Source organism: Desulfosporosinus sp. FKB (assembly GCF_002196705.1).
Taxonomy (GTDB): Bacteria; Bacillota; Desulfitobacteriia; order Desulfitobacteriales; family Desulfitobacteriaceae; genus Desulfosporosinus.
The window spans coordinates 104981-131079 of record NZ_NADJ01000040.1 but is presented as its reverse complement, the minus strand read 5'-3'; the positions used below and the strand labels follow the sequence as shown (position 1 = coordinate 131079).

The 26099-nt window shown below is 45.0% G+C and carries 27 protein-coding genes; all 27 read left to right on the top strand.

The window, feature by feature from the left end:
• Positions 1-67 precede the first annotated feature (67 nt).
• The 27 genes from B5Y67_RS22100 (at position 68) to B5Y67_RS21970 (ending at position 25899) form a co-directional block, all read left to right on the top strand.
• On the top strand, positions 68-1546 hold the full coding sequence (locus B5Y67_RS22100; protein WP_088228552.1) for a UDP-N-acetylmuramoyl-L-alanyl-D-glutamate--2,6-diaminopimelate ligase: 1479 nt from the start codon (positions 68-70) through the stop codon (positions 1544-1546).
• Positions 1539-2972: a UDP-N-acetylmuramoyl-tripeptide--D-alanyl-D-alanine ligase gene (gene murF / locus B5Y67_RS22095; RefSeq protein WP_088228551.1), complete on the top strand. Its 1434-nt coding sequence runs from the start codon at positions 1539-1541 to the stop codon at positions 2970-2972. The genes B5Y67_RS22100 and murF overlap by 8 nt, the downstream gene beginning before the upstream one ends.
• Before the next feature lie 3 nt (positions 2973-2975).
• Positions 2976-3977 (top strand): phospho-N-acetylmuramoyl-pentapeptide-transferase, encoded by a 1002-nt coding sequence (gene mraY / locus B5Y67_RS22090; protein WP_088228550.1) that lies wholly within the window; start codon positions 2976-2978, stop codon positions 3975-3977.
• Positions 3978-4119: 142 nt separating this feature from the next.
• Positions 4120-5490 carry a UDP-N-acetylmuramoyl-L-alanine--D-glutamate ligase gene (gene murD / locus B5Y67_RS22085; protein WP_088228549.1) on the top strand — a complete coding sequence of 457 codons (1371 nt, stop codon included), beginning with the start codon at positions 4120-4122 and terminating at the stop codon, positions 5488-5490.
• A 14-nt stretch (positions 5491-5504) separates the two neighbouring features.
• Positions 5505-6599, top strand: a complete 1095-nt coding sequence (gene spoVE, locus B5Y67_RS22080; RefSeq protein WP_088228548.1) for a stage V sporulation protein E — start codon at positions 5505-5507, stop codon at positions 6597-6599.
• A 17-nt stretch (positions 6600-6616) separates the two neighbouring features.
• A complete protein-coding gene (gene murG, locus B5Y67_RS22075; protein ID WP_088228547.1) occupies positions 6617-7726 on the top strand; it encodes an undecaprenyldiphospho-muramoylpentapeptide beta-N-acetylglucosaminyltransferase in 1110 nt (369 codons plus the stop codon).
• Positions 7727-7826: 100 nt separating this feature from the next.
• On the top strand, positions 7827-8675 hold the full coding sequence (locus tag B5Y67_RS22070) for a hypothetical protein (protein ID WP_088228546.1): 849 nt from the start codon (positions 7827-7829) through the stop codon (positions 8673-8675).
• Positions 8590-9468, top strand: a complete 879-nt coding sequence (murB, locus tag B5Y67_RS22065) for a UDP-N-acetylmuramate dehydrogenase (protein ID WP_170932772.1) — start codon at positions 8590-8592, stop codon at positions 9466-9468. The genes B5Y67_RS22070 and murB overlap by 86 nt, the downstream gene beginning before the upstream one ends.
• Positions 9469-9511: 43 nt before the next feature.
• Complete coding sequence (gene murA, locus B5Y67_RS22060; protein ID WP_088228545.1) at positions 9512-10777, top strand: UDP-N-acetylglucosamine 1-carboxyvinyltransferase; 1266 nt, start codon at positions 9512-9514, stop codon at positions 10775-10777.
• Between the two features lie 110 nt (positions 10778-10887).
• Positions 10888-11613: an FtsQ-type POTRA domain-containing protein gene (locus B5Y67_RS22055; protein ID WP_088228544.1), complete on the top strand. Its 726-nt coding sequence runs from the start codon at positions 10888-10890 to the stop codon at positions 11611-11613.
• 20 nt (positions 11614-11633) lie between these two features.
• The gene (locus B5Y67_RS22050; protein WP_047810778.1) at positions 11634-11963 is read left to right on the top strand and encodes a small basic family protein; all 330 of its coding nucleotides are present in this window, start codon (positions 11634-11636) and stop codon (positions 11961-11963) included.
• Between the two features lie 246 nt (positions 11964-12209).
• Complete coding sequence (ftsZ, locus tag B5Y67_RS22045) at positions 12210-13274, top strand: cell division protein FtsZ (RefSeq protein ID WP_047810777.1); 1065 nt, start codon at positions 12210-12212, stop codon at positions 13272-13274.
• A gap of 456 nt (positions 13275-13730) precedes the next feature.
• Entirely contained in the window at positions 13731-15101 is a 1371-nt protein-coding gene (locus B5Y67_RS22040) for a methyl-accepting chemotaxis protein (protein ID WP_088228543.1), read from the top strand.
• Between the two features lie 337 nt (positions 15102-15438).
• Positions 15439-16356 carry a sigma-E processing peptidase SpoIIGA gene (locus B5Y67_RS22035; RefSeq protein ID WP_088228542.1) on the top strand — a complete coding sequence of 306 codons (918 nt, stop codon included), beginning with the start codon at positions 15439-15441 and terminating at the stop codon, positions 16354-16356.
• The gene (gene sigE / locus B5Y67_RS22030) at positions 16356-17081 is read left to right on the top strand and encodes an RNA polymerase sporulation sigma factor SigE (RefSeq protein WP_088228541.1); all 726 of its coding nucleotides are present in this window, start codon (positions 16356-16358) and stop codon (positions 17079-17081) included. The genes B5Y67_RS22035 and sigE overlap by 1 nt, the downstream gene beginning before the upstream one ends.
• 57 nt (positions 17082-17138) lie before the next feature.
• Positions 17139-17912, top strand: coding sequence for an RNA polymerase sporulation sigma factor SigG (gene sigG / locus B5Y67_RS22025; RefSeq protein ID WP_047810773.1), 774 nt, complete (start codon positions 17139-17141; stop codon positions 17910-17912).
• Between the two features lie 229 nt (positions 17913-18141).
• On the top strand, positions 18142-18420 hold the full coding sequence (locus B5Y67_RS22020; RefSeq protein ID WP_088228540.1) for a YlmC/YmxH family sporulation protein: 279 nt from the start codon (positions 18142-18144) through the stop codon (positions 18418-18420).
• 223 nt (positions 18421-18643) lie between these two features.
• Positions 18644-19453 carry a peptidoglycan editing factor PgeF gene (gene pgeF / locus B5Y67_RS22015; RefSeq protein ID WP_088228539.1) on the top strand — a complete coding sequence of 270 codons (810 nt, stop codon included), beginning with the start codon at positions 18644-18646 and terminating at the stop codon, positions 19451-19453.
• Complete coding sequence (locus B5Y67_RS22010; RefSeq protein WP_088228538.1) at positions 19454-20140, top strand: response regulator transcription factor; 687 nt, start codon at positions 19454-19456, stop codon at positions 20138-20140. It abuts the gene before it with no gap.
• A 4-nt stretch (positions 20141-20144) separates the two neighbouring features.
• Positions 20145-21515 (top strand): HAMP domain-containing sensor histidine kinase, encoded by a 1371-nt coding sequence (locus tag B5Y67_RS22005; protein ID WP_088228537.1) that lies wholly within the window; start codon positions 20145-20147, stop codon positions 21513-21515.
• Between the two features lie 60 nt (positions 21516-21575).
• Positions 21576-22505, top strand: a complete 930-nt coding sequence (locus B5Y67_RS22000) for an HlyD family efflux transporter periplasmic adaptor subunit (protein WP_088228536.1) — start codon at positions 21576-21578, stop codon at positions 22503-22505.
• Positions 22506-22583: 78 nt separating this feature from the next.
• The gene (locus B5Y67_RS21995; protein WP_088228535.1) at positions 22584-23279 is read left to right on the top strand and encodes a YggS family pyridoxal phosphate-dependent enzyme; all 696 of its coding nucleotides are present in this window, start codon (positions 22584-22586) and stop codon (positions 23277-23279) included.
• A gap of 65 nt (positions 23280-23344) precedes the next feature.
• Positions 23345-23782: a cell division protein SepF gene (locus tag B5Y67_RS21990; protein WP_088228534.1), complete on the top strand. Its 438-nt coding sequence runs from the start codon at positions 23345-23347 to the stop codon at positions 23780-23782.
• Positions 23783-23795: 13 nt separating this feature from the next.
• On the top strand, positions 23796-24059 hold the full coding sequence (locus B5Y67_RS21985) for a YggT family protein (protein WP_088228533.1): 264 nt from the start codon (positions 23796-23798) through the stop codon (positions 24057-24059).
• Positions 24060-24857 carry a YlmH/Sll1252 family protein gene (locus B5Y67_RS21980; protein WP_088228532.1) on the top strand — a complete coding sequence of 266 codons (798 nt, stop codon included), beginning with the start codon at positions 24060-24062 and terminating at the stop codon, positions 24855-24857.
• 12 nt (positions 24858-24869) lie between these two features.
• Positions 24870-25331: a DivIVA domain-containing protein gene (locus tag B5Y67_RS21975; protein ID WP_088228531.1), complete on the top strand. Its 462-nt coding sequence runs from the start codon at positions 24870-24872 to the stop codon at positions 25329-25331.
• Between the two features lie 91 nt (positions 25332-25422).
• Positions 25423-25899: a hypothetical protein gene (locus B5Y67_RS21970; RefSeq protein WP_088228530.1), complete on the top strand. Its 477-nt coding sequence runs from the start codon at positions 25423-25425 to the stop codon at positions 25897-25899.
• Positions 25900-26099 lie beyond the last annotated feature (200 nt).

Here is a 26099-nt window from a genome sequence, read left to right as displayed (position 1 = left end):
GTCAGGTCTGCTGTTGGTATTAATTGTCTATACTAATTAAAAAAAGCGTATGAAGGGATGATGAGGTATGCCAGCGATGGCAAAATCACTGTCTGAAATAATGAGTGACGTTGAAGTTCAGGATTCATCGGGGGATATTGAAGTTTTAATTAAAGGAATAGCCATGGATTCCCGCCGCGTGAAAGAAGGAGACCTTTATGCCTGTGTTCCCGGCTTTAAAGTGGATGGACATGATTTTGCTGCAGCTGCTGTTGAATCGGGAGCAGCAGCCTTGCTTGTTGAACGCTTTTTGCCCCTCGAAGTTCCGCAGGTAAAAGTCGCGAGTGTTCGTCAAACTATGGGACCAATTGCAGCCGTCATTTATGGTCGTCCCAGTGAGCGTTTAGAATTGATCGGTGTGACGGGAACCAACGGAAAGACAACGATAACGTATCTCATCGAAAAAATCGCCTCGCATCAGAGGCAAAAAGTCGGTATTATAGGCACCTTGGGTGCTCGTATCGGCGGGCGGGAAATTCCGGGGGAAAGAACCACACCGGAAGCTATAGAGGTTCAGCAGCTCTTAGGAGAAATGGTCTCTGAAGGGGTAAGTGTGGCCGTCATGGAAGTTTCTTCCCACGCCTTGGATTTAGGACGGGTAGCCGGCTGTGAATTTGATGTGGGTATTTTTACTAATTTAACACAAGATCACTTGGACTATCATAAAACTATGGAAGAATATCTAAATGCCAAATCTAAACTGTTTGTCAATCTTAGGGGTGAAAAACAACCGAAATTTAGTATCCTTAATGGAGATGATCCGGCATTTTTGAAATTAGTTAAGGTATCGAGCGCTCCAGTGGTAACTTATGGAATTAATAATCAGGAGGCAGATTTTCGGGCAGGGAAGGTGCGAGTTACTGCTGACGGCGTGCGTTTTCAGGTTTGTTTTAAGGAGAAGATTCAGGACATCACCTACGCTACACCGGGTTTTTTCAGCGTCTATAACGCCCTTGCGGCTTTTGCCTGGGGAGTGGAGCGTGGCTATGATCCTAAAGACGTGGCTGAGGCTCTGGCAGAAATCCCCGGCGTTCCGGGGCGTTTTGAAAGCGTTCGCTGTGGGCAGCCTTTTCAGGTGATTGTTGATTATGCCCATACACCTGACGGCTTGGAAAATGTTGTTCGTACAGCTCGGGATTTTACTCAAGGAAAGCTGATTACGGTCTTCGGCTGCGGAGGAGACCGAGACCGGGGAAAACGGCCTCTAATGGGGAAGGTTGCCTCCCAAGGGAGTGATTTCTTGATTGTGACGTCGGATAATCCTCGAACTGAAGATCCGCAGCTGATTATTCAAGAAATACTTCAGGGCCTCTCAACTATAGATTACCTGGCATTGCCTGATCGCAGAGAAGCCATTGAAAAAGCATGCCATATGGCAAAACCGGGAGATACGGTTTTAATCGCCGGCAAGGGTCATGAAACCTATCAAATTTTTGGAACAGAGGTTCATCCCTTTGACGATCGTGAAGTTGCCCGGGAATCCTTAAGGAGGCTGGGATATGCTTAAATGGACGGCTGAGAAAACAGCTCAGATCACCAACGGGTCTTTATACGGAGATCCGAAGATTGAAGTGAGAGGATGTATCCTTGATAGTCGTCTGGCACGGGGCGGAGAGATGTTCTTTGCTCTTCCCGGCGAACGAGTCGACGGACATGAGTATATTAATGCTGCTTGGGAAAAAGGGGCAGCTTTGGTTATTGCGGAAGAGGGATACTTTAAAAACCGAGGACAGATCCCACGGGCCCCTGAGGGGAAAGCGCTCCTTTTGGTTAATTCCGGGCAGGAAGCTCTTCAAGAGCTGGCCCGTTTTTGGCGCATCGAACTTGGAGCGAAGGTTGTTGCGGTCACGGGAAGCAATGGGAAAACCACAACTAAAGATATGATTGCCGCAGTTCTTGCTCAGCGTTTTCATGTCTATCGCAGTAAAGAGAATCATAACAATGAGTTAGGCCTTCCTTTAACGATTCTAAATACTCCTCCGGAGACGGAGATCTTAATTTTAGAAATGGGGATGCGGGGACTGGGTGAAATTAAGGCCTTGTGTGACATCGGGAAGCCTGACGTCGGAGTGATTACGAATATCGGCACAACTCATTTGGAATTGCTTTTGACTCAGGAACGGATTGCGCAAGCGAAGTGGGAACTTATTGACGCTCTTCCCCTTGAAGGTGCTGCCATTTTGAATGCTGAAGATGAACAATCTGTTCGGAAGGCAAGTTCCGACTCCCATGTGAAATTATTCTATGGTCTTAGTGAGGGATTAATCTCTTCCGATATCCGAGGTTCACAGCTTGCTCCCAAGGGAGCTCTGGGGACGGAATTTCAAGTGAATTACCGCGAGCAGAATGAAGATGCATTTCTGCCCTTGCCGGGCAGGCATAATGTTTTGGATGCTCTGGCAGCCCTTGCCGTCGGGACAGTTTTTAATGTTTCTTTAGCTGAAGGGTGCAAAGGTTTGCGCGAACTGGAACTGTCCAAAATGCGCTTAGAGCTGCGGCCCGGAATTTCTGAAACGACGCTGATTAGTGATGTCTATAATGCCAATCCTGTCTCCATGCAAGCTTCTTTGAGAATTCTTAGGGAAAGGGCAATGGGAAATAAAACTATTGCCATTTTGGGGGAAATGTACGAGTTGGGTTCCTCTGCAGTATCCGGACACCGTGAGGTTGGCCAAACTGTTGCCGAACTTGGAATCGGTGCTTTGATTACGGTGGGGAAATTGGCTCAGGATATAGCTTATGGAGCGCGAATGGCCGGATACCCTACAAATCAGATATATATGTTGGAAACTCGTGAAGAGGCTGTCAGCATAGCCCGCGATCTTCTGACAGATTGCGGTCCCGGAACCTGGGTGCTCATAAAGGGTTCGCGGGGAATGAGAATGGAAGAGATCACCTCACAACTCGAAAGATCAGAGAAAAGGATGGAATAGCGCATGTCTGAGCGTTTGGTCATGGCTGGAGGGTTAGCCCTAATAATCACATTAGTTTTAGGCCCTTTTTTAATCCCTATTTTAAGAATACTAAAGTTCGGTCAAACGATACGGGATGATGGTCCCAAACGACATCTGCAAAAGACCGGGACACCGACTATGGGAGGCATAATTTTTCTCGTGGGGATTATTGCCAGTTCGCTGTTTTGTGCAGAACAACCTACCTCCCTGGAAATGGTGACTCTTGTCGGAACCACGCTGGGTTTTGGACTCATCGGGTTTATTGATGATTTCATTAAGGTCGTTATGCATCGTTCTTTGGGGCTTCGCGCCTATCAAAAACTTATTGGCCAGTTTGCCTTGGCCTTTGTGCTTATGTGGATATCGGTTCATTGGTTAGGCAGAGGGACTGATGTCTCCATTCCTTTTACCTCAGTGCATCTTGAATTGAGTTGGTTTTACTATATTGTAATTTCACTAGTCATTGTGGTTATGACCAACGCTGTAAATCTTACCGATGGTTTGGACGGTTTAGCTGCCGGAAGTACAATGATTGCCGGAATGGGCTATATTGTGATCGCCCTGATGGCAGCTATTCAGGGAGTGGCGGTTTTAGCTCATGAGACGGATATGGCCGTTTTCGCCGCTGCTTTGGCCGGCGGGTGTTTAGGATTTTTGCGCTTTAATGCTCACCCTGCCCGCGTGTTTATGGGCGATACCGGATCTCTTGCTTTGGGCGGGGCTTTAGCTTGCCTGGCAGTTCTTACTAAAAGCGAATTTGTTTTTATTATAGTTGGTGGGTTATATGCCGTGGAAGCACTCTCAGTTATTATTCAAGTTGCTTCCTTTCAGACTACCGGGAAAAGGGTTTTTCGCATGAGCCCTCTCCACCATCACTTTGAACTTGGAGGTTGGAGCGAGTGGAAGGTGGTTCTAGTTTTCTGGGCGGTGGCTTTAGCATGTACGATTCTGGGAATTGTTGCCTACATGCCAACCCTAAGCTAAAAGCCGGGCGTGTCGGGGGGAGGGTCCTTTTAACACGTTAAAAGGACCCTCCCGGTAACACACCGGTAACACACATAAAAATGTGTTAAAAGGACCGTCCCCGTAACATACGTAACATAATTTGATAATGGAGGATACTAAAGTGAACTGGATAAAGAAACGTGTTTTGGTGATCGGGGCAGGCCTTAGCGGTCAGGCTGCTGTGCGTAAGCTCCAGAAATTGGGGACGGAAGTTTTCTTGACTGATGGCAAGCCTTTAGAACAACTTGAAGGCGTCGAACGCTTGAATCTCGATGATAAACATTTGCTGACGGGCTTTGTGCCAGAGTATCGAGACATTAACCCGGATCTTTTGGTATTGTCGCCGGGAGTATCGCCCAAACTTTCCCTGGTTCAAGACGCTTTAAGTCAGGAGGCAGAGGTGTGGAGCGAGGTTGAACTGGCGATGTTTGATTGTCCTGCTCTTAGTGTTGGTGTTACAGGGACCAATGGCAAAACGACAACGACGTCCTTAATCGGAGAATTAGCCAAACGGACAGGCAGGCCAACTATCGTTGCGGGCAATATCGGAGTCGCTCTGAGCGGACAAGTTGAAGGATTGGATGAAAAGGGAATCGTTGTTGCAGAGTTATCAAGTTTTCAATTAGAGTTTATACATAGACTTCGTGTTCATATTGCAATATTATTAAATCTCACGCCTGATCATCTGGATCGACATGGTTCGATAGAAAATTACTTGGCAGCAAAAGCTCGAATATTTGAGAATCAGAGGGAAACTGATTTAGCCATTTTAAATTGGGATGATCCCTATGTTCGTAAGTTGGGAGCGACATTAAAGGGCCAGGTTCTTTATTTCAGCCCCACATCATTGCTGGAAAATGGGATTAGTCTCCATCAAGACAACATCGTTTACGCGCAAAACGGTACAATCATTCCCATTATTTCACGTCGGAAGCTGCAATTACGCGGCGCGCACAATTTGGAAAATGTCATGGCAGCAGCAGCAGCGGCTAAGGCCTTGGGGCTTTCCTGGACTGAGATTGCCGAAGGACTTGCGGAATTTCCGGGGGTAGAGCACAGAGAGGAAATTGTCGGGACCTTTGACGATATTCTTTTCGTGAACGATTCCAAGGGAACCAACACGGATGCGGCTGCCAAAGCTTTGTTGGCTTTTGAAGAACCCTTAGTCCTAATTGCTGGGGGCAAAAATAAAGGGCTTGATTTTCATGATTTTATGAAACTTGTTAAAGAGAGGGTTAAAAGTCTGGTTTTGTTGGGAATGGCGGCGGATGAGATGGAACAGGCGGCAAACGATGAAGGCGTTGAGAGAATTGTTCGGGCTTCGAGTTTTGCTGACGGTGTTGAGAAAGCAATTGCTGAGGCAAGACCTGGTGATGTTGTTCTCCTGTCTCCTGCTTGTACAAGTTGGGATATGTTTAAAAGTTATGAGGAAAGAGGGGAATTGTTTAAGGAGTTAGTGCGTAGGCATTATAGGGAACCCATTGAACAATAAAGGGGGAACTCTATGTGCGAAGGTATCACCGACCGGATTTGGTTTTGTTGGGCGCGATTATTGCCTTACTGGGGATAGGCTTTATTATGGTCTATAGCTCGAGCGCAGTGCGAGGATACATTCAGTTTGACGATCCCTATCATTTTCTCAAGGCTGAATCGATTTGGGTGTCTTTGGGACTCTTGGCTATGTTTGTGAGTTATAGGGTTGATTTACAAATGCTGCGCCGATTCGCGAAACCAGCCCTATACATTGCTATTGTCCTGTTAGTGGCAGTTAAAGTGCCTGGACTTGGTCGGCGAGTAAATGGTGCCGATCGTTGGATCGGCCTTGGTCCTTTATCTATACAACCTTCCGAAGTAATCAAACTTTCCATGGTTTTAGTGATGGCGCATCTTCTGGCCTTAAACCCTCATAAGATTCAATCCTTTCGCAGAGGAGTTTTGCCCGTTCTTGGTCTGATGGGGTTAATTGCAGGGCTAATTATGCTCCAGCCGGATCTCGGAACAACCTTAGTAATTGCAGCGACAACCTTTTTTATGTTGATTGCTGCTGGAGCAAAAACTTCACATATTTTGGGATTGGGCGGAAGTGGATTAGGTTTGGTCGTAGCGGCAATTGCTGCTGCACCCTACAGAATGCGGCGGATTTTTGCCTTCCTTGATCCCTGGGCAGATCCTCTCGGCAACGGATATCAAACGATTCAGGCCCTGTTAGCCTTAGGGCCGGGAGGGCTATTTGGTTTGGGATTAGGGCAAAGCCGGCAAAAGTTTCTCTATTTGCCTGAGAATCATACGGATTTTATTTTTGCTATGATTGGAGAGGAACTTGGTTTCGTTGGGGCTACATTAGTAGTCATGTTGTTTTTCCTGTTCGCTTGGAGAGGATTTCGCGTGGCCATGAGATCAGAAGATGTTTTTTCCGGTTTGTTGGCAGTGGGTCTAACGGCTATGATATCCATTCAAGCCATGATCAATATGGGGGTTGTAAGCGGCGTATTGCCTGTAACAGGGATAACGCTGCCCTTTATCAGTTATGGAGGAACCTCCTTGGTTTTTACAATGCTGGGTGTCGGAGTCTTGCTTCGGATTTCCCGGGAAATTAGGTAAGGAAGGGGTATAGATCGGTGCGTGTAATGCTGACAGGCGGAGGAACAGGCGGTCATATTTATCCTGCTTTGGCTATTGCTAAGGGATTATTGGCAAGGGATTCCGGAACTAAGATCCTTTATGTAGGAACTCGAGAGGGAATGGAAGCTCGCTTGGTACCAGAGGCCGGCATAGAGTTCGCCGGAATTTCCGGTAAAGGTCTCCCGCGGAAGCTGAGCTTGGATACGATTAAGGTCATGGGGGAAAGTACAAAAGCTCTTTGGCAGACCAAGGAATTATTGCGTAAATTTCATCCTGACTTAGTTGTTGGAACGGGTGGATATGTATCCGGGCCTGTTGTGCTTACGGCAGCCCTGTTTCATGTTCCAACTATGCTTCATGAGCAAAACGCTTTACCGGGTATTACCAATCGTCTCCTGGCCAGGGTTGTAAAGCGGGTGATGGTTACGTTTCCGGAAAGCATGGCTCGTTTTGGAGCCCAAAAAAAGTTGGAATTAGTTGGTTTGCCGGTCCGTCCGGACATTGGCCGGGTGACTCGCAGCATTGGTGCTAAGCATTTAGGATTGCGGCCGGATCAGTTAACTGTCCTGGTTACAGGCGGAAGCCGCGGTGCCAGAACTCTGAATCGGGCTATGACCGTGGTCCTGGAACATCTGCTTCAACATCCGGAGCTACAGGTGATTTGGGCTACCGGGAATGTTACGTATCAGGAGACCATTGAGGGGTTGGATGCCCAAGGGATCCCCTGGAAAAGTCCCCGATGGCGTATCCTTGAGTATTTAAAAGATATGCCTGAAGCCTTGGCCTGTTCTGACCTCTTTATAGGCCGTGCCGGAGCCGCATCTTTAGCTGAAATACAAGTTGCCGGCGTTCCCGGTATTTTGGTACCCTATCCATTCGCTGCTGAGAATCATCAGGAATATAATGCCCAAGCTATGGTGAATTCCGGCGCTGCCCGAATGATCTTAGACCGTGAATTAACTGGGGAAAAGTTATGGAAGGATGTTGAGGAATTAATTTCTTCCCCCTCTCGGTTGAAAGAAATGGGCAGCGCATCTCGTGTCATGGCTAAACCACAAGCGTTAAATAAAATTGTGGATCTTTGTTTAGAGACGGCATGGCACTAGTCCTTATGTCTCGAACATGAATAACCGACTTCTCCTTTGCTCACACCTTCTGGCCTCAATGCATAGGATATGGCAGTAACAAAGAAGAGGAGTGAGGCGTGTGTGGCCGAGAAGAAGATTGCTTTTAATTGCTCCTTCCGGAGCTCCGGGAATTGATGGGGCTCGAGCTTTCTTTAAGGAGATCAATCTCGATTTTCACGAAATTGATCCTGCAGCAACAGAATTAAGCCCTGTCTCGTTCCAGGATTGGCTGGAAAAACCATTTGCCTGCGGCGCCAATGAAACAGGCCCTTTTACCGAAGGCGTTGTTTGGCCAGGTCTTGACGATGATTGGCGGCCTCAGCAGATTTTGGAGTACAGCCTGCCGGTCCAATCTATTAATGTATATTTACATAATTTTTTTGAAGACGAAATCGTTATACCGTTTTCTGAGCAGGAAGTTTTGGCAGAAGGTTACCCCTTGGCTGGACATATCTTGAAGGAAGCAGGTTTTGAACCTTCTATCCTTTGGCAGACTAAGGATGGAACTTGGAAATGTGAGGAAAGGCCCGGTTTCATCTGGGTTCTGCCAAAGTCTTGGTTATTGATGCTGACGGGAAAAGAGACCCTGGGAAGAAGCGTGGCCGACTCTGGTCCAGAAGTCCTATGGAAACGAAACGAAATGGGGATTGACTTTTATAGGGGAGAGGGTGAGACTTATGTAGGGCATTTGCCCAGGCGTCCCAATCCTGCAGAGGAACCCTCCGCAGCGGCGTCAATAGCAATGTGCCTGAACTTGGGAGTTTCTTGGTTTGACATAACATTAGCCCTTAAGTCTGCTTGGACAGATAACATAATGACGGATAATTTGAGGTGGAATGGTAATGGTTTTGGATGGAATGCCCGGACGTGTGGAGAGGAATTATCCGCTGAAGGATTTAACGACATGGAAAATCGGCGGACCTGCTGAGTTCGCTTATTGGCCGCAAACGACAGACGATCTTAAAGAGGTCATAGAACGGGCTATGGCGGCCAAAGTTCCCCTTTGGCTGATCGGGCGGGGTTCTAATCTTTTAATTTCTGATCAAGGACTTCCGGGAATTACGCTGGTAACCACGTCACTGCGTTCTATTCACTGGGATGATTATTCAGTTCGAGTTCAAGCAGGGTACCCTTTGGCACGCTTAGCTCAGGAAACCGGAGAGCGTGGATGGAGCGGCTTGGAATTTGCACGTGGGATTCCCGGCTCTGTTGGGGGAGCGGTGATCATGAATGCCGGTGCGCACGGTGGAGAAATGGCTTCGCAAATCGAGAGTGTATTGATACTCACAACAGAGGGATCTTGGCGAAGGCTTAAGAGAGAGGAAATACTGTTCGGTTATCGATATTGCTCTTTGAGCGGAGAGGCTTGGATTATGGAAGCTACCCTTAAATTTTCGCCGGGGAACAAGGAGACCATTCTTCACAGTATGCAAGAAAATTTAAGACAGAGAGCTATTAATCAGCCCCTTGAGGTTCCTAATGCCGGGAGCATCTTTCGAAATCCACCCGGTGATTCTGCAGGGCGTTTGATTGAAACTGCCGGTTGGAAAGGAAAGAGCGTCGGAGGTGCTCTGGTTTCAACGAAACATGCTAATTTTATTGTTAATACGGGTGGTGCTAAGGCCTACGATGTCCTTGCTCTGATCGGGGAGATTCAGGAGGATATTCAACATAAATATGGGATTGCTTTGCAGACAGAAATAAAATTTTTGGGGAAATAAAAGGTTTATCAGTAAAGTAGTGACACCAAGGAGGAGAAAAACTATGGCTATGGATCGCTATGTCATTACGGGAAAACAAAGGTTAGAGGGAACAATTCGTGTCAGTGGGGCCAAAAACTCTTCCCTTCCTTTACTAGCCGCAACTCTGCTTGCCGAAGGAACCTCCACATTGTTAGAAATCCCGGCCTTGGCAGATATCAGACATATGATTGAGGTTCTGGAACACTTGGGCTGCAAAGTACAACGTCAAAATGAAGGGTTAACCATCAATGCAGCAGCCTTGGAATTTTGTGATGTTGATGAAGAGCTGATGCGGAAAATGCGTGCCTCTAATTTAATTTTAGGGCCTTTATTGGCACGCTACGGACGGGTGAAAATTTCAAGGCCCGGCGGGTGTGCTATAGGATCTCGGCCGATGGATCAACATATTAAAGGGCTGCAGCAGCTTGGAGTGAAAATTAAAGAAAGACATGGTTATATAGAAGCTTGGGCAGATCGCTTAGAGGGGGCGGAAGTTTATCTTGATGTACCGAGCGTAGGGGCTACCGAAAACATCATGATGGCAGCAGTTCTAGCAAAGGGAACTACGGTGATCCGAAATGCGGCTCGTGAACCGGAAATTGTTGATCTGCAAAACTTCCTCAATAAAATGGGAGCCAAAGTGCGTGGGGCGGGAATGGATGTCCTGAGAATTGACGGGGCAGACTTCCTTAAACCGGCTGAGCACACAGTGATCCCGGATCGAATTGAGGCTGGAACGCATATGATTGCAGCCGTCATGACTGGGGGAGATTTAACGATCGAGAATGTTGTCCCGGAACATCTAGAGCCTGTTATTGCTAAATTACGACAGGCAGGGGCTAAGATCACGCTCCTCGATGATGCAGTTCGGGTTGTGCGGAAAGGCAAAATTCATAGCATCGATCTTAAAACAATGCCATACCCCGGATTTCCGACCGATATGCAGCCGCAGTTTATGGCTATGTTGGCCTGCGCGGAGGGGACCAGCGTTATCACTGAAACGATTTTTGAAAACCGTTTTCAGCATGTCGATGAGTTGTGTCGGATGGGCGCTCAAATTAAGGTTGAAGGCAGAACTGCCATTATTCGCGGAGCTGAAACTTTGGAGGGAGCCTTCGTAGAGGCCACAGATCTAAGGGCCGGGGCAGCTCTTTTTCTGGCCGCTTTAGCTGCTGATGAAGCGACGGTCTTGGAAAGAGTCGATTATATCGATCGTGGCTATGAAAATTTAGAAGAAAAATACCGTCATATAGGAGCCAAATTGCTGAGGGTCGCGCCTAAAAGTTAAAATTCCTTCACTAATGAGGAATCTGTAATATTTTGTTGGGAAAAAAATTTTTCAAAGGGCATGACAGAATAGGTTTGTATTCGTTATACTTGGAACAAGGAGGAATCACCATGACTTCCAAGAAAACAAATACAACCTTCCTCTATCTGACGGCATTGACTATATTACTCGCACTGGGTTTGGCCTTATTCTTTCGCTCCAGTGCGTTTGTCGTACGAACTATTAAGGTTCAAGGCCTAAGTATTATTCCGGAAAATGAGATCCTAAAATTAGCCAATGGAGTTCAAGGACAGAATCTGTTACTCTTCGATCAAGAAGACCTCAAGAATAAGATTTTTCTGCATCCTCTCGTCCAAAACGTAACCTTTACGAGGGTGCTGCCTCACACTTTAGTGATCCAGATTACTGAACGGACGCCTGTAGCATTGGTCGTTGTTCCAAAAGGAGTATTGGAGGTAGATGCCCAGGGAACTTTTTTACGGCGGTTAGAGAGTTGGCCTAAAACAGATCATCCGGTCATAACGGGAGTTAAAGTCTCGGATACTATCGGGCCGGGTCAGAATTTAAGTAATCCTTCTCTAACTGCGGCTCTTAGTTTATTAGGACAAGCTCCTAAGGAACTATTGGGGCAGATTGGAGAACTTAATGTTAACTCAGTCCAGCAAATGACGTTGTTCTTAACAAGTGGTGTTGAGGTTCGGCTTGGACAAGCAAAAGAATGGAAGGATAAATTAAATGCTCTTTGGCAATTAATTAATGATAAAGAGTATAAATCATTCCAACAAGGGGTACGCTATATTGATTTTACAGCGGCAAAACCGGTTATTGGCCGCTAAGTCGGGGGAGGATCTTATAAATGTGGTTACCGCTTTTAGGCTTAGTGCTAGGGTTAGCTATTGGGTATGTCAGCCCTTTTTCTGTCCCGATAGAATACGCTAAATACTTTTCTGTAGGAATTTTAGCTGCTTTGGATTCCGTTTTAGGAGGCATTCGTTCAGCTCAGGAGGACCATTTCGACAGTACCGTATTTCTAAGCGGGTTTTTCAGCAACATGCTTTTAGCAGCAGCTTTAGCCTACGTCGGAGATCGAATTGGGGTTGATCTTTATTTAGCGGCAATTGTAGCCTTTGGTGTGCGCTTGTTCAATAACCTTGGAAGTATTCGGCGTCACCTATTAAAAAAGTAGCAATACCGGGCATGAGTTATTCATTTTGCTGAAAGTTTTTATTATAAAAAAAAGGGATAACGCCTGTACATATAGAATTTGTAAGGTCATATGTATTAAAATGTTGAGCAAGAGATTTTAAGTTTTCGCACCGGCAGTTTGTTAGGAATTATAACCTATTGACTAAGGTGCTTTTAGAGAGAATTGTTATAACATGGTTCATTTTTCTTTGTGTTCGGTCAGAATAAGCGAGGGGGTTAAACCTAGATGCTAGAATTTGAAACTGATTTAAACCAAATAGCCGAAATAAGGGTAATTGGTGTGGGTGGCGGAGGAAATAATGCGGTGAATCGTATGATTACCGCTGGTTTACAAGGTGTAAATTTTATAACTGTTAATACAGATTCACAGGCTCTGCAGCTTTCACATGCGAGCCAAAAAGTGCAAATTGGGATAAAGTTAACTAAAGGTCTTGGAGCAGGCGCAAATCCTGATATCGGTGCTAAAGCGGCGGAAGAAAGCCGCGAAGAATTGGCTAAGGCTCTTAAGGGCGCGGATATGGTTTTTGTAACAGCTGGCATGGGCGGCGGTACAGGCACAGGAGGAGCACCAATTGTTGCTGAAGTGGCAAAGGAGATGGGAGCCCTCACAGTTGGTGTTGTTACCAGACCCTTTACTTTTGAAGGACGTAAAAGGGCTATGCAAGCCGAAAAGGGGATTGCTGAACTTAAAAGTAAAGTAGATACATTAATCACAATACCTAATGACCGTTTGCTCCAGGTTGTGGACAAGCACACGACGATCCATGAAGCATTTCGGATTGCCGATGATGTTCTGCGCCAAGGGGTACAGGGGATTTCGGATTTAATAGCAGTACCTGGGCTGATCAATTTAGACTTTGCAGATGTGAAGACTATTATGTCCAATACCGGTTCTGCCTTAATGGGAATCGGACAAGCTACAGGCGAGAATCGAGCCGTTGATGCGGCCCGTAAAGCCATCTCCAGTCCTTTGCTGGAAACGTCAATCGAAGGTGCCAAGGGAGTGTTGCTTAACATCACCGGTGGAATCAATTTAACACTCTTTGAAGTCAATGAGGCGGCAGGAATTATTTCTGAAGCGGCAGATCCTGAGGCTAACATTATCTTCGGTGCTGTAATCGATGAGAATCTTAAAGAGGAATTAAGGGTTACTGTTATTGCCACTGGTTTTGACCAGCAATACGCAGGCCTTTCGGGAGCGCAAAGTAAGTCTCAGGAAACTACCATCATTAAACCGGTAACAAAAGAAGTGGATATTGATATTCCCGAGTTTCTGCGGCGCCGAAAGTGAACTCGTTCAGATAAAGCTGAACATCGGGGCTTCACTCCCACTTGAAGAAGTAGGAGCCTTGCGATTGAATGAAACATTTAAATGAACCATCGATCTTAGCTGGGGGCCGTGTACAAACTTAACTCAAAAAATCCAAAGTGGATGCAAATAACCAAAGGCGTTCTCGCTTCACTAGTAGTGGAGTAAGAACGCCTTTATTTAATGATTTGGCAAGCAAAATTGGAGATTCAAGGAGGGTGCTAACAAGTTTTGGTAGGTCCTTTTGGCTAGTTTTATCCTTAATTATCGAATTGACTAAGGCAGGCAGTCACAAAGGAGTATGCTAATCAACCTCGTATTATAAGTTTTACATAGTAATTATTTTTAGAAACTTGGTTTACCACGAAGGAATTCGAAGAATAATGTAGAATGTTGCAGAATAATTCGGGAATTTAAGATAAGAAGGATGATGTCTGTATGGGATTATTCAAAGGTAAGACCTCCGAAGTTCTTACGCCTAATTCCGATTGTGAAAAAATATATAAGGCTTTAAGCCAATCTGATTTTACCAGGCCCTTGGAAGTCGATATTGAGCCTTCAAGTCCCCTTTACCCTGTGGTGGAAATTCTTAACCGCGTCATTGCCGAGAGACAAGAGGCATCTTCGGCTTCCCTGAAGGATATCGATAATTCTGTCAAGCGATTGATTGATATGACCTCAATCCGCCAAATGCTGCATAAGGTCGAGGAACAAGCGGATCATTTAACAGGTCTTGCTGCTCAGTCTGAAGAATTGGGCGCTTCTTCGGATCAGGTTGCCCAGTCTGCTACCAATTCCTCGGGGTTTGTTGAACAAGCAACCTCGGCAGCTGTTTCCGGAGGTGAAAAAATACAAGAAGCCATTCTCTTCGTTGAACGTTCCTTTGATGAATTTTCTGTAGTCAGCCAACAGGTTCAAGAAGTATTGAATTCCATGAAGGACATTGAAAAGATTGTGACGGTTATTGCCGGTGTGGCTGATCAAACAAACTTACTGGCTCTCAATGCAGCTATCGAAGCGGCCCGTGCCGGGGAGCAGGGTCGGGGATTTGCTGTTGTGGCGGATGAGGTTCGTAAACTTGCCGAACATACAACGACATCGGTGACGGATATTCGTCAGAAAATTGCTGTTCTTAGTCAGAATTCTTTTGAGACAAACCAGAAAATTGTGACACTATCGCAAACGATGTATAATGGTAAAACGATAATGCAGGAAGCAGCATCATCCTTAGAAGGAATTATCGAAAACTTTACGTCTATCACAGAGGATATCCAAAATATTGCAGCCAGCAGTGAAGAGCAGAGTGCAGCCGTTCAAGAGGCAGCCGGAAGCATTTCCACGTTGACTCTGGCTGCCGAAGAAATTAAAAACATAGCTGAAGTAACCGGTCAAGGAATTTATGATCTTAGTCGGGAACTAGAAACAATTCGTTCAGAACAAGTTACACGAGTTCCTACTATGTCCGATTATCAAGCTTTAGAATTGTGTAAGACAGACCATCTCTTATGGACATGGCGAATTTACAACTTACTTTTGGGGTACGAACATCTGACTGCCAAACAAATTGGTGACCATCATGGCTGTCGTTTAGGTCAATGGGTTGAAAGCGACCATTCGCTCCAATTCCGTTCCACCAATGTTTTGGCCAAGCTGGAAGCCCCGCATAAACTAGTTCATGAACTGGCTCGAGAGGCGGCCTCAGCGATTGAACAAGGTGATAAAACGAGAGGGGGAGAACTGCTGCATAAAATGGCTCAAGCATCACAAGAGGTGGTTGCTGTTTTACAAGAACTACAGCAAGAGTGTTAACGTAATTCTACGTAAGATCATTTTATGCCTGTCGGGAATGAATCAAGCATTCCCGACAGGTTTTTTTTATTCACTTCTCCCCAGAGGCTGGCGGGTGGAAGACTGTGTCTTCGAGCATCAGCTAAATAGTTCTGTTGAGATTTTCAGCCAGTTAAGTGCTTAGGGAATTCAGAGTGTCGTCGATACTTGGGGGCTTGGCAGCAGCCAAGTTTGATCTAAAACTACACTACTCGTATTCATTCTCCTAAAAAATCCCAAACAAGGTCACTGAAAGCGACAGCTTTTTCCTCCGTCGCTAAGCTATAATTTTTAGTATAGATCTGGAAAGGATGCGTCAATGAATGGAGCGATGACTTATCTCGATTTAGATATGCTCGTGAATGGAGGCGTAGATGCACTACTTCTTATTCTAGCAGGCCGAATGCTTCATCTGCCAATTCGATCGAAACGAATATTGGCTGGGGTATTGCTTGGGGAAATTCCGGTAATCTTAGTGTGTTATTCCGGTCCGCCCTGGACGACTCTGAGCAAGTGGCTCATCCCTTTCCTCATGGTTTTAGCAGCCTACCCGATCCGGAGTATAAAGGTTTTTCTTAAGGTCTTCCTGGGGTTTTGGCTTTTTTCCGCCGGACTCGGGGGGTTTGTTTATGCTTTATGGGGGTGGATACAGTTTGATAAGGGTCTGGGTAATGACATGCTTACCCTTGTCAAAGGAACTTTTTGGATTTTGCCCTTGTCAGGATTTTTATGGTGGATATTACAAGACCGCTGGCAGCGATGGCAGACAGGACGTTCTCGCTTAGAAAAAAACCTTTTTGAACTGGAAATTGATTTTGAAGGTGATGGCCAAAAACTCGTCAATTTTAAAGCCTTGTTGGATACGGGCAATCAGCTGAGGGACCCGTTGAATGGCAATCCTGTCTTACTTGTGGAAGAAGAGGCTGCAGCGACCTCGATACCCCAGGAAATACAGTCCTTTCTTGAAATACCCTGGGAGGAAAGTAAGGATCCATGGCCATTCTTATGGAAAGAAAATCCTAGTTTAATGAGACGTCTTGTTTTTATTCCCTTTCAAACTATTGATCGCCGAAGTTGGCTTCTAGGGATCAGACCTGCTCGGGTCACTTGTTTTGATAAGGATGGCCCTCGCCAAATCCAGGCAACTGTGGCTCTTGTCAAACAAATATTAAGTTCGGAGGGTGAATATCAAGCGTTACTGCACCCGGAACTATTGCAGAAAGGTGGAGATGAATAATTATGTGGTGGAGTAATGTTGTCGATAAAATTAGCCGTTTTTGGGTCGTGTTTCGCCAGAAATTCTTTTCGGCTCGAGGTATCTATTATGTCGGAAGCAGTGAAGCCTTGCCCCCTCCTCTAAATTCAGACGAAGAAGGGCTGCTCTTAGAGCGTCTGGAAATGGGCGATCCTTCGATCAGGGATATCTTAATTGAACGTAACCTCAGGCTCGTCGTGTACATTGCCAGAAAGTTTGAAAATACCGGGATAGGCATTGAAGACCTGGTTTCTATCGGAACCATTGGCTTAATCAAAGCAGTTAACACGTTTGATCCGCAGAAAAAGATTAAATTGGCAACTTATGCTTCCCGTTGTATTGAAAATGAGATTTTGATGTATCTTAGACGTAATAATAAGACTCGTTCTGAAGTATCTTTTGATGAACCTTTGAACATTGATTGGGATGGAAATGAGTTATTGCTTTCAGATGTTCTGGGAACAGAGAATGATGTCATCTCCAAACCTATTGAAGAACAAGTTGACCGGCAGTTATTGCATTTAGCTATGGAAAGACTAACGAACCGAGAAAAAATTATTATGGAATTAAGATTTGGCTTAGATAATGGGGTAGAGAAAACCCAAAAGGAGGTGGCGGATCGACTTGGTATCTCACAATCCTACATTTCACGACTCGAAAAAAGAATAATTCGCAGATTGCGTAAAGAATTTTGTCGTTTAGAATAAGTAAAACGGTCAACGGGCATACTTTCCAACAGAATTGTCTGGGGAGGTGCTCTTAAGTTGGCATTAAATAAAGTTGAAATCTGTGGCGTGAACACCTCGAAGCTACCTGTTTTATCCAGTGCAAAAATGAAAGAGCTGTTTGTGATTTATCAAGCCGGAGATCGCAGTGCCCGAGAAAAATTAATCCACGGGAATCTTCGCCTTGTACTCAGCGTAATTCAGAGATTTACAAATCGAGGCGAGTATGTTGACGACTTATTTCAGGTTGGATGCATTGGATTGATGAAAGCGATTGACAACTTTGATCTTAGCCAAAACGTAAAGTTTTCAACTTACGCTGTGCCGATGATCATCGGAGAAATTCGCCGGTACTTAAGGGACAATAATCCCATTAGGGTAAGCCGATCACTTAGAGACATTGCTTATAAAGCCTTACAAGTAAGGGATCAATTAGTTTGTGAGTGCTCGCGCGAACCAACGGTTGCGGAGATCGCCAGTAAGCTGTCCTTGCCGCGTGAAGACGTTATTTTTGCTTTGGATGCCATTCAGGAACCGATTTCTTTGTTTGAGCCGATTTATCATGACGGCGGGGACCCTATTTTTGTTATGGACCAAATCGGAGATGATAAACAGACAGACAATGGATGGGTAGAGGGGCTTGCAGTCCGCGAGGCCCTTAGACGTTTAAGTGAACGGGAAAAGCTGATTTTATCGTTAAGGTTTTTTAATGGCAAGACACAGATGGAAGTCGCCGATGAGATAGGGATATCCCAGGCCCAAGTGTCACGCTTAGAAAAGGCGGCTATGCAGCATATGCGCAAGTACGTTTAAGCACTGTGCAAGATCAAGGTCATCCCAACTGAACCCTTTACAGCCACTGCGGCTAAATTTGCCTGAACTGAGTCAGTTTATTCAATCGTAAGACTCCCTCTTCTACAAATGGGAGTGGTTCACTGATCATCCGCTGAAAATTAAAAAATATAAAAATCGAAGGCTATTTAAAGACCATCCCACATATAATGATATATGACAGTTGAGCCTCATCAGGGGGGATTAATCTATGAGAATCTCAGATTTGCGCTTATTGGATATTGTCAATATCAAGGATGGCCGAAGGTTAGGCCCAATTAAAGATCTCGATTTGGATCTAGAGAAGGGTATTGTTAAAGGAATGGTGGTACCAGGGCCTGCAAGAAGTAGTTGGGGACTTTTTGGCGGCGGAAAACCTGAGGATTTTATAATTCCTTGGGAACGGGTTAAGAAAATTGGAGTGGATGTTATTTTAGTTGATGCCCATGATCTGCCTGAATACCATCCGGAGAATGATGACCATCGCTAAGAGTACTTAAGTTGAATCAATAGGCATAAGTCATAGTTCTTAAATCTAAGAACATGTGCTTATGCTTTTATTTATATTTGTTCCGCAAAGGACAGGTTTTATCTACATATTATCCGGATATTCGCCAATGTTTTTCTAGTACTAGTCGAAATAGGACTAATAGCAGGTTTGTTCTTATGGTTATTAAATGATATATTAAAAAAGAAATTAAAGGAGTCAGAGGATGAACTGGAACTGGCAAAGAAAAGGAGAATTTACCGTTCTAACAATTTCAAAGTGGCTTGAAGAAGGAATTGATATAGGCTTCTCGACGCGCAAGGGAGGTGTTAGTCACTCCCCCTATGACAGTTTGAATTTAGGACTTCATGTTGGGGATGAAGCTGGGGATGTTTTGGAGAATCGTTCGCGTTGGCTTGGTCTGTGGGACGTCTCCTGGTCGGGAGCTGTCGTGGGAGAACAAATTCATGGAGCAAAGGTTGTATGGGTTGATGAGGAAGATGGCGGCCGAGGTCTTCGTGATCAAGAAACTGTTATCCCAGGTGTCGATGGTCTTGCTACAAAGAGTTCCGTTGGTCTCATGACATTTTATGCAGATTGTGTTCCTCTTTATTTCTATTATCCTGATCTTAAGGCGGTTGGCATCGCTCATGCGGGTTGGAAGGGAACGATGCAGAAAATTGGCTGCAGAGCCTTAGAGTGTTTTGAAGAAGCCGGAGGCTGTACGGAAAAGGCTTGGGCTGCCATCGGACCCAGTATCGGCCCCTGCTGTTACGTTGTCGATGAACGTGTTGCTAGTCAATTTCGCGCCAACTACGCAGAAACTCCCTTTTTGCGTCCGATCTCTGAAGGACAGTACCAGCTTGATCTGTGGGAAGCTAATAGGACTACATTGTTAGAAAAAGGTGTTTGCCCGGATAATATTGCAGTGGCGGCCCTTTGCACAAAAGATAACCCGGAATGGTTTTTTTCTCATCGTCGTGATGGTGCTCGAACAGGACGAATGGCAGGTTGGATTAGAATTGGGGGGATTTAAGTGGCAACAATATTAGTTGTGGATGATGAGGAACCCATTCAAGAACTGCTTAGATTCAATTTGGAAAAAGAAGGATATCAGGTTCGGGTGGCAAAAGATGGTCCGGAAGCCTTAGTGTCTATTGAAAAGGAACAGCCGGATTTGCTTGTTCTTGATGTCATGCTGCCGGGAATGGACGGCTTAGAGGTCTGCCGCAGACTTCGTTTAAATACAAAGTTTCAGCAGATACCAATTATTATGTTAACGGCGAAAGGTGAAGAGATCGATAAGGTTCTGGGTTTGGAGCTTGGGGCAGATGATTATATGACAAAGCCTTTTAGTCCCCGGGAACTACTGGCGAGAATCAAAGCTCGTTTACGCCGCATAAACGTCCCGGAAGATTCGGAAGCTATAATTGTACGAGGAGAGCTGCGTATTGACATTAACGGTTTCCGTGTTCTCATCCGAGGTGAAGAAGTTGAGCTGACGCCAAAAGAATTTGAGCTTTTACGCGTTTTTGCTGCCCATCCTGGCAAAGTGTATTCAAGAGATGAACTTCTGGAACGCATTTGGGGCTATGAGTATCATGGGGATACCCGTACTGTTGATGTTCATGTGCGGCATTTGCGGCTAAAAATTGAGCGTGATCCCTCGAATCCGGAGTACATTGAAACGCTGCGCGGAATCGGCTACCGTTTTAAAGGGTAAGAATATGAGCATAAAATGGCGCTTAACGGGACTGTACATTGTTATGACGGCCTTGTCCTTGCTTTTGTTTTGGGTTGGTGAGAGCGTAAAATTAAAAACGATCGGACAGCAAATAGACATTGAAGTCGTGATCCTGGCGATCTGCTTTCCGGCGGGGGCTGTTTATGTTTATGCCAGCTATTTGGCTAAGCGATTGGAAAAACTCCATCTGGCCACTCAACGTATTGCGAGAGGCAACTTTGAACGAATTGATTTTGCAGACTCTACGGATGAAATCGGAGAATTTACGGCAGAACTGAATAGTCTTTCGAGGCATGTGGAGATGATTGTCCAAAGCGGGACTCAAGAAGCTCACAAGATGGAGGCAATATTAGCAGGAATGCAAGAAGGCGTTGTCTCAGTTGATCATGTAGGCAGGGTTGTTTTAGTTAACGCAGCAGCGAATAGAATTTTTGGACGTCAGGATACGGAACGCAAGTTAAAATATTTGCTGGAGCTGACCTATGATTCAGAACTGGAACATTTAATTCATAACGTCCTTTCCGGAGAACCGAGTGCGACCAGGGAAACCCACTTTGGGCAAAAGACCATTCAAAGTCAAGTAAACCCGATTTTAAATGAACATGGCCAGCCGCGAGGGGCTGTGATTGTCATGCATGATGTTACTGAACTTCGTCGTTTAGAACAAATGCGCACGGAATTTGTTGCTAATGTATCCCATGAATTAAGAACTCCCTTAACGTCCATTAAAGGGTTTGTGGAAACATTATTGGATGGTGCGGCGGATGTCCCTTCGTTACGCGAACGTTTCCTGAAAATTATTCAGGCCGAGACTTTGCGCCTGCAGCGCTTAATTGAAGATCTATTAACGTTAGCTCATTTTGAAGGGCGGGAGAACCGGGGAGGACTCGTTTCCGGCAAAATAAGCTATCTTCAGCAAGCCTATAAAAAGATTCAGCCGGTTATTCTTAGTTTCGCTCAAGTCAAAAACATTGAGGTTGAAGTCAATCTTCCGGAGGATTTACCGCCTCTTTCCTTAGGAGAAGATCTGTTAAGCCAACTTCTCTTAAACCTTTTAGAGAATGCTGTGAAATATACAACTGAAGGAAGAGTATGGCTGAATGCGCAAGTTTTTCAAGAGTATCTTCGCCTGGAGTTTGGTGATACCGGTTGTGGTATACCTGAAGAGATGCTGCCAAGAATTTTTGAGCGTTTTTACCGTGTGGACAAAGCCCGATCCCGAGAACAAGGAGGGACAGGCTTGGGTCTAAGTATTGTAAAGCATATGGTCGAAGGAGTGGGGGGAACTATTGATGTTACATCCCAACTTGGTGTCGGAACTGTTTTTACCTGTGATTTACCCCGAGCCAGGTAGTGCTCCCTGACGATCCTATGCATCGAACATCAAAAAAGAGACGGGTTCTGGGAGGGGGCCATGGAGAAAAAAAAGCGAAAAAAAAGAAACCCATATGGGCTTTGGATCATCTTATTCTTAATCTTATTTGGGGGAGCTTTTTGGTACTATCGAGAGAATTTTTCCTCTGGGAATATAACCTTTACTGCAGCTCAGCCGGGGATCATTACTCATGAACGAAAGGTCTCTGCTGTTTTTGCGAATCAGGAGCAGCCTGTCAAAGCTCCCAGTTCAGGAACAATACAGTTTGTCGGCAAAGATGGTCAGCGTTTTAGACGAGGCGAAACCTTGGCAGCAGTTCATCAAAATGGCGCTGCTTCCGGAAGTAATCAGAGTTCGCTAAGCAGCACTGTGGTAACTGCTGATATGGGAGGGCTATTCTTTCATCAAAGCGATGGTTTAGAAACAATTATTACCAGCGAGAACATAATGTCTATGGATTTGGAAAAATTAGTTGCTCAAACTTCCCAGGTTAAAGTCCCTGGTCAGACGGTTCAGGCGGGAGAGATTGTGGGTAAAATCGTGAATAATCTTTCGCCGACGCTGGCTTTCCTCCAATTGCCAAGTATTGATGATATCACTGTTGGAAAAACCATCCGTTTAACAGCAGGAAATCAAACGATGGATGCTCAGATTATGCGTAAATCTGAAAAACCCATGGGTATAATCGTTCAGTTTCCTCATTACGTTGATGGGTCAGCAACTGAAAGACACCAAGAAATAACTTGGATCTATGCGCCCCAGACCAGTGGCGTTCTTATACCTGGAAGCGCTCTTTGGACACAGGGAGAGGAACAAGGTGTCTTTATTTCGACTGAAGGGGTAATCCATTTTAAAAAAGTTAAAGTACTTGATAAAAATGATCAACAAGCTTGCGTAGACAGTTTACCGGTGGGAATACCTGTTGTAACGAATCCGCGAAATGGGCTTGAGGGGCTAATTGCAAGGTAAAAAATATTAAGCTTCAGACTTTCGTAGCAGGAAACGGAGGAAAAGCGTAGAATTCTTTGCGAAGGGGATATTCAGGAAATGGAAGATTTGGGTATTCAACAACGTTTAATAGAAGTTCGTCAGCGAATTCTTCGGGCTGTTGAGCGGAGCAATAGAAATTATGCCGCAGTAAAATTGTTGGCGGTTTCCAAGACTCAGCCTATTCCAAAAATTCAGGAGGCTTATCAGGTTGGGCAGCGAGCTTTCGCGGAAAACCGAATCCAAGAATGGCAGGAGAAGGTTCCGTATATGCCGGATGATTGCGAATGGCATATTGTGGGAAGACTGCAGACTAATAAGATTAAATATTTGAATGACAAAGTTGCTCTCATTCATTCCTTGGATCGCCTTTCACTTTTAGAAGCCTTAAATGAACAAGGAAGACGACAAGGTTTGATCTGGGCAGCATTGGTCCAAGTCAATATTGCTCGAGATCCTGCTAAAGCTGGGTTAGCGCCCGAAGAAGTTCCGGATTTTTTAAACTCTATTAAGGATTATCCTTATGTTAACGTCCGGGGTTTGATGACCATCGGAGCTCTGGAGGCAAGCTTGCAAGAAACTCGGGAATTCTTCCGCCAACTGAGAAATCTCCGTGATTCTTTGCAATCTCAAAGCTGGCCTGGTGTTGATTTGCTGGACCTTTCAATGGGGATGAGCCGAGACTTTGAATTGGCCATTGAAGAAGGAGCCACTCTTGTTCGAGTGGGACGTCAGATTTTTGGTGAACGCGGATAGCCAGTAGGTTAGGTTAAGTAGTATTCAGCTCTAAGTAAAGAGATATATGAAAGGGAGGGCCAGGTATGGCAAAATTGATTGATAAGATGATTGGGATTATGGGATTTGCGGATGATGAACAGGAAGATGAAGTTTTTGAAGAACAGGAAAAAGAGAAAATTGACCAAGAAGAAGTACGTACTAGCAGAAAAAATGCTCCCGTTGTAAGTATTCATACGCAAAAACAAATGCGAGTGGTCGTTTTGGAACCGAATACTTTTGAAGATGCCCAAAATATCGCTGATCAGCTGAAATCCCGACGGCCGGTTATTGTCAATCTGGAGAATGCCGAGAAGGTATTAGCAAAACGGATTGTTGATTTTATCAGCGGGACAACCTATGCTCTAAATGGCAATATGCAGAAGGTTGGCAGCGGGATTTTCCTGTTTGTTCCCAATAACGTCGATATTTCTGGGGAAATGCGAGATGAGCTAAAAGTTAAAGGTCTGTTTTGGTCAAAATAGGAGGGATTATTAATTGATTTCTCTAATTGCGCAGATTATTGATAAAGTGATTACAATCCTGATTTTCGCCATAATTGTTCGAGCATTCCTCTCATATATTCCAAGATTAAAACCGAACCCTCTAATCACGATCATATATGATATAACCGACCCTTTACTGAAACCGTTTCAGCGTTTTCAGATTAGTTCAGGGGGTATGGGGCTGGATTTTTCTCCTTTGATCGCTATTATCGTCTTAAACCTGATTCAGTCATTGATTGGGAGGCTTTTCTATTAGATGAAACCTTCTATAGATCGCAGTGCGCTTGGGTTTTGGAACGAGAAAGACCAACGTTTGACGGCTGCTCATCTTTTAGATCAACTCGATATAGTACTTCGTCATAATACTAAACAGGTCACTCCTTTTTTAAGTTTTGCCCTGCGGGATTGGACTGAAGGGATTCTCAGGAAAGAAGGGTTAGCGTATTTACTGGAAGGCGGGTTTCCAGACGCAGAACGTGTTCGTATCGTTATTGGCCCATGGGGAGAGACACTAGATCCTGAGGATGCCAATTTGTCAATTCTTGAGGTTCTGCCTGCGAATCCTCAAGCTCGGCTCGAACACCGTCAGATTCTTGGATCTCTGTTGGGTTTGGGTATAGAGCGGGAGGTTTTGGGAGACATCCGTGCCGGTCAAGGCGAGTATTATATAGTAACTTCGGCCGATATTGCTCCCTTTATAATCGATTATTGGCAATTAGCCGGACGGGAAAGAATTAACGCAGCACTATGCAGCCAAAAACCGAATATTTCGTCTGACGAGGGAGAGGAGAAACGGGTTACAGTAAGTTCATCACGCTTAGATGCTCTTCTTGCCCATTCCTTTGGTGTCTCGAGGGCCTTAGCGCAGGAATGGATTAACCAGGGCAAGGTACGGCGCGAAGGCCTGGTAGTTAACAAAGCGGAGCTTAAGCCGCAGCCTGGAGAAACCATTTCCTGCCGGGGCCGCGGACGCATTAAGCTATTGGAGTGTACTCAGACCCGCAAGGAACGTACGGCTTGGCAGCTTATTCTTTATAAGTCACAACGCCAGTAGGAGGGAACAAAGATGCAAATGACTCCTCTTGATATACGCAATAAGCAATTCAATAAAGGGATTCGAGGGTATCAATGCGGAGAGGTGGAAAAATTCCTGGATGCTGTGAGTCAGGAATTTGAATCTGCCTACACTGAAAACTTCGAGTTACGCGAAAAAGTAAAAGCTTTAGAATCTGAAATTAGTCATTTCCGTCAAATTGAGAATACATTGCAGCAAACCCTGGTCTTAGCCCAGCAAACTGCGGAAGAAGTAAAGCAAGCTGCACGTCATGAGGCCGAACTTTTGTTGAAGGAGGCTGAACAGAATAAGTTAGCCAAAGTGTCTGAAGCTCAAGAAAAATGGGAAGAAATACAGGGAGACATACAAGAATTATCAAGGAAACGCGATTTGATTCGAAGTCAACTCAAGTCCTTTTTGCTCTCCCATCTTGATTTAGAAACGATGCAAGAGCGAAATGAAGGTATAGCCTAAAGGGTCAAGGCTACTGCAGTTGTTGCTAAGCTGTCTGCATTCGTGGTAAAATGTTCTAAAAGAGAACTTGGAAAGAGAAGGATTGTCACCGATGAATAGATTGATTAGTGAGATATCTTCTGACTTTCTCATTCAAGGATTTGGGTTGCATGAGGATGAAAGGAAGATTTTTGTTGGTAAAGTAGGAGGCCAAGAGATCCAGCTTTTACCTGACTTTCATGATTTAGACTTAGAGACCAAAGATTTGAAAATTCTTTGTGTGGGAATTGCTGAAGCCAGTAATCATTTTCGCCCGGGGGATGTACTGATGACCGGAAGCGACGATTTGCTTGATCGTGCATTTCAAATTATGGATGATCTTGAGCAGCGTTGTGTTGTGGTAAGTCTGATCCCTAATCAAGATTCCACTCATTTATACCTTTCTAAGGAAGCGATGGAGCCGCTGGTTCAGGAATGGAAACAACGTAAAGTCTCTTTTTTGTGTCTTTGGATGGTTGATCCCATCGATTCTGAGGGACAGGCGAAATTAGTCACGATTTTACGTAAGGTAATCTTGAAGGACTCATAACTAATTATTATATAAGTAGACTAGTAATTATTATTGATGAAATCGTTAGCGAAACGGTTGGCATGCGAGTGATCTCGTCCCTTTATGGAGGGACGGGATTTTAGTTATTTATGGAGTTTGAATTACAGAAGGTCCAAGGTTTGGAAACCTTGGTTCAGCCGGCCCAAGGGCAAAAATGTGAACGATCGTACGGTTGAGTA

Excerpts from the sequence above, each read along its gene's own strand:
- B5Y67_RS21975 (WP_088228531.1), top strand. The coding sequence starts at position 24,870 with ATGCAAATGACTCCTCTTGATATACGCAATAAGCAATTCAATAAAGGG.
- murB (WP_170932772.1), top strand. The coding sequence starts at position 8,590 with ATGGTTTTGGATGGAATGCCCGGACGTGTGGAGAGGAATTATCCGCTG.
- B5Y67_RS21970 (WP_088228530.1), top strand. The coding sequence starts at position 25,423 with ATGAATAGATTGATTAGTGAGATATCTTCTGACTTTCTCATTCAAGGA.
- ftsZ (WP_047810777.1), top strand. The coding sequence starts at position 12,210 with ATGCTAGAATTTGAAACTGATTTAAACCAAATAGCCGAAATAAGGGTA.
- murF (WP_088228551.1), top strand. The coding sequence starts at position 1,539 with ATGCTTAAATGGACGGCTGAGAAAACAGCTCAGATCACCAACGGGTCT.
- B5Y67_RS22035 (WP_088228542.1), top strand. The coding sequence starts at position 15,439 with ATGAATGGAGCGATGACTTATCTCGATTTAGATATGCTCGTGAATGGA.
- B5Y67_RS22055 (WP_088228544.1), top strand. The coding sequence starts at position 10,888 with ATGACTTCCAAGAAAACAAATACAACCTTCCTCTATCTGACGGCATTG.
- B5Y67_RS22050 (WP_047810778.1), top strand. The coding sequence starts at position 11,634 with ATGTGGTTACCGCTTTTAGGCTTAGTGCTAGGGTTAGCTATTGGGTAT.
- B5Y67_RS22020 (WP_088228540.1), top strand. The coding sequence starts at position 18,142 with ATGAGAATCTCAGATTTGCGCTTATTGGATATTGTCAATATCAAGGAT.
- mraY (WP_088228550.1), top strand. The coding sequence starts at position 2,976 with ATGTCTGAGCGTTTGGTCATGGCTGGAGGGTTAGCCCTAATAATCACA.
- B5Y67_RS22005 (WP_088228537.1), top strand. The coding sequence starts at position 20,145 with ATGAGCATAAAATGGCGCTTAACGGGACTGTACATTGTTATGACGGCC.
- murA (WP_088228545.1), top strand. The coding sequence starts at position 9,512 with ATGGCTATGGATCGCTATGTCATTACGGGAAAACAAAGGTTAGAGGGA.
- B5Y67_RS21990 (WP_088228534.1), top strand. The coding sequence starts at position 23,345 with ATGGCAAAATTGATTGATAAGATGATTGGGATTATGGGATTTGCGGAT.
- B5Y67_RS22000 (WP_088228536.1), top strand. The coding sequence starts at position 21,576 with ATGGAGAAAAAAAAGCGAAAAAAAAGAAACCCATATGGGCTTTGGATC.
- pgeF (WP_088228539.1), top strand. The coding sequence starts at position 18,644 with ATGAACTGGAACTGGCAAAGAAAAGGAGAATTTACCGTTCTAACAATT.
- B5Y67_RS22040 (WP_088228543.1), top strand. The coding sequence starts at position 13,731 with ATGGGATTATTCAAAGGTAAGACCTCCGAAGTTCTTACGCCTAATTCC.
- B5Y67_RS21995 (WP_088228535.1), top strand. The coding sequence starts at position 22,584 with ATGGAAGATTTGGGTATTCAACAACGTTTAATAGAAGTTCGTCAGCGA.
- B5Y67_RS21980 (WP_088228532.1), top strand. The coding sequence starts at position 24,060 with ATGAAACCTTCTATAGATCGCAGTGCGCTTGGGTTTTGGAACGAGAAA.
- B5Y67_RS22100 (WP_088228552.1), top strand. The coding sequence starts at position 68 with ATGCCAGCGATGGCAAAATCACTGTCTGAAATAATGAGTGACGTTGAA.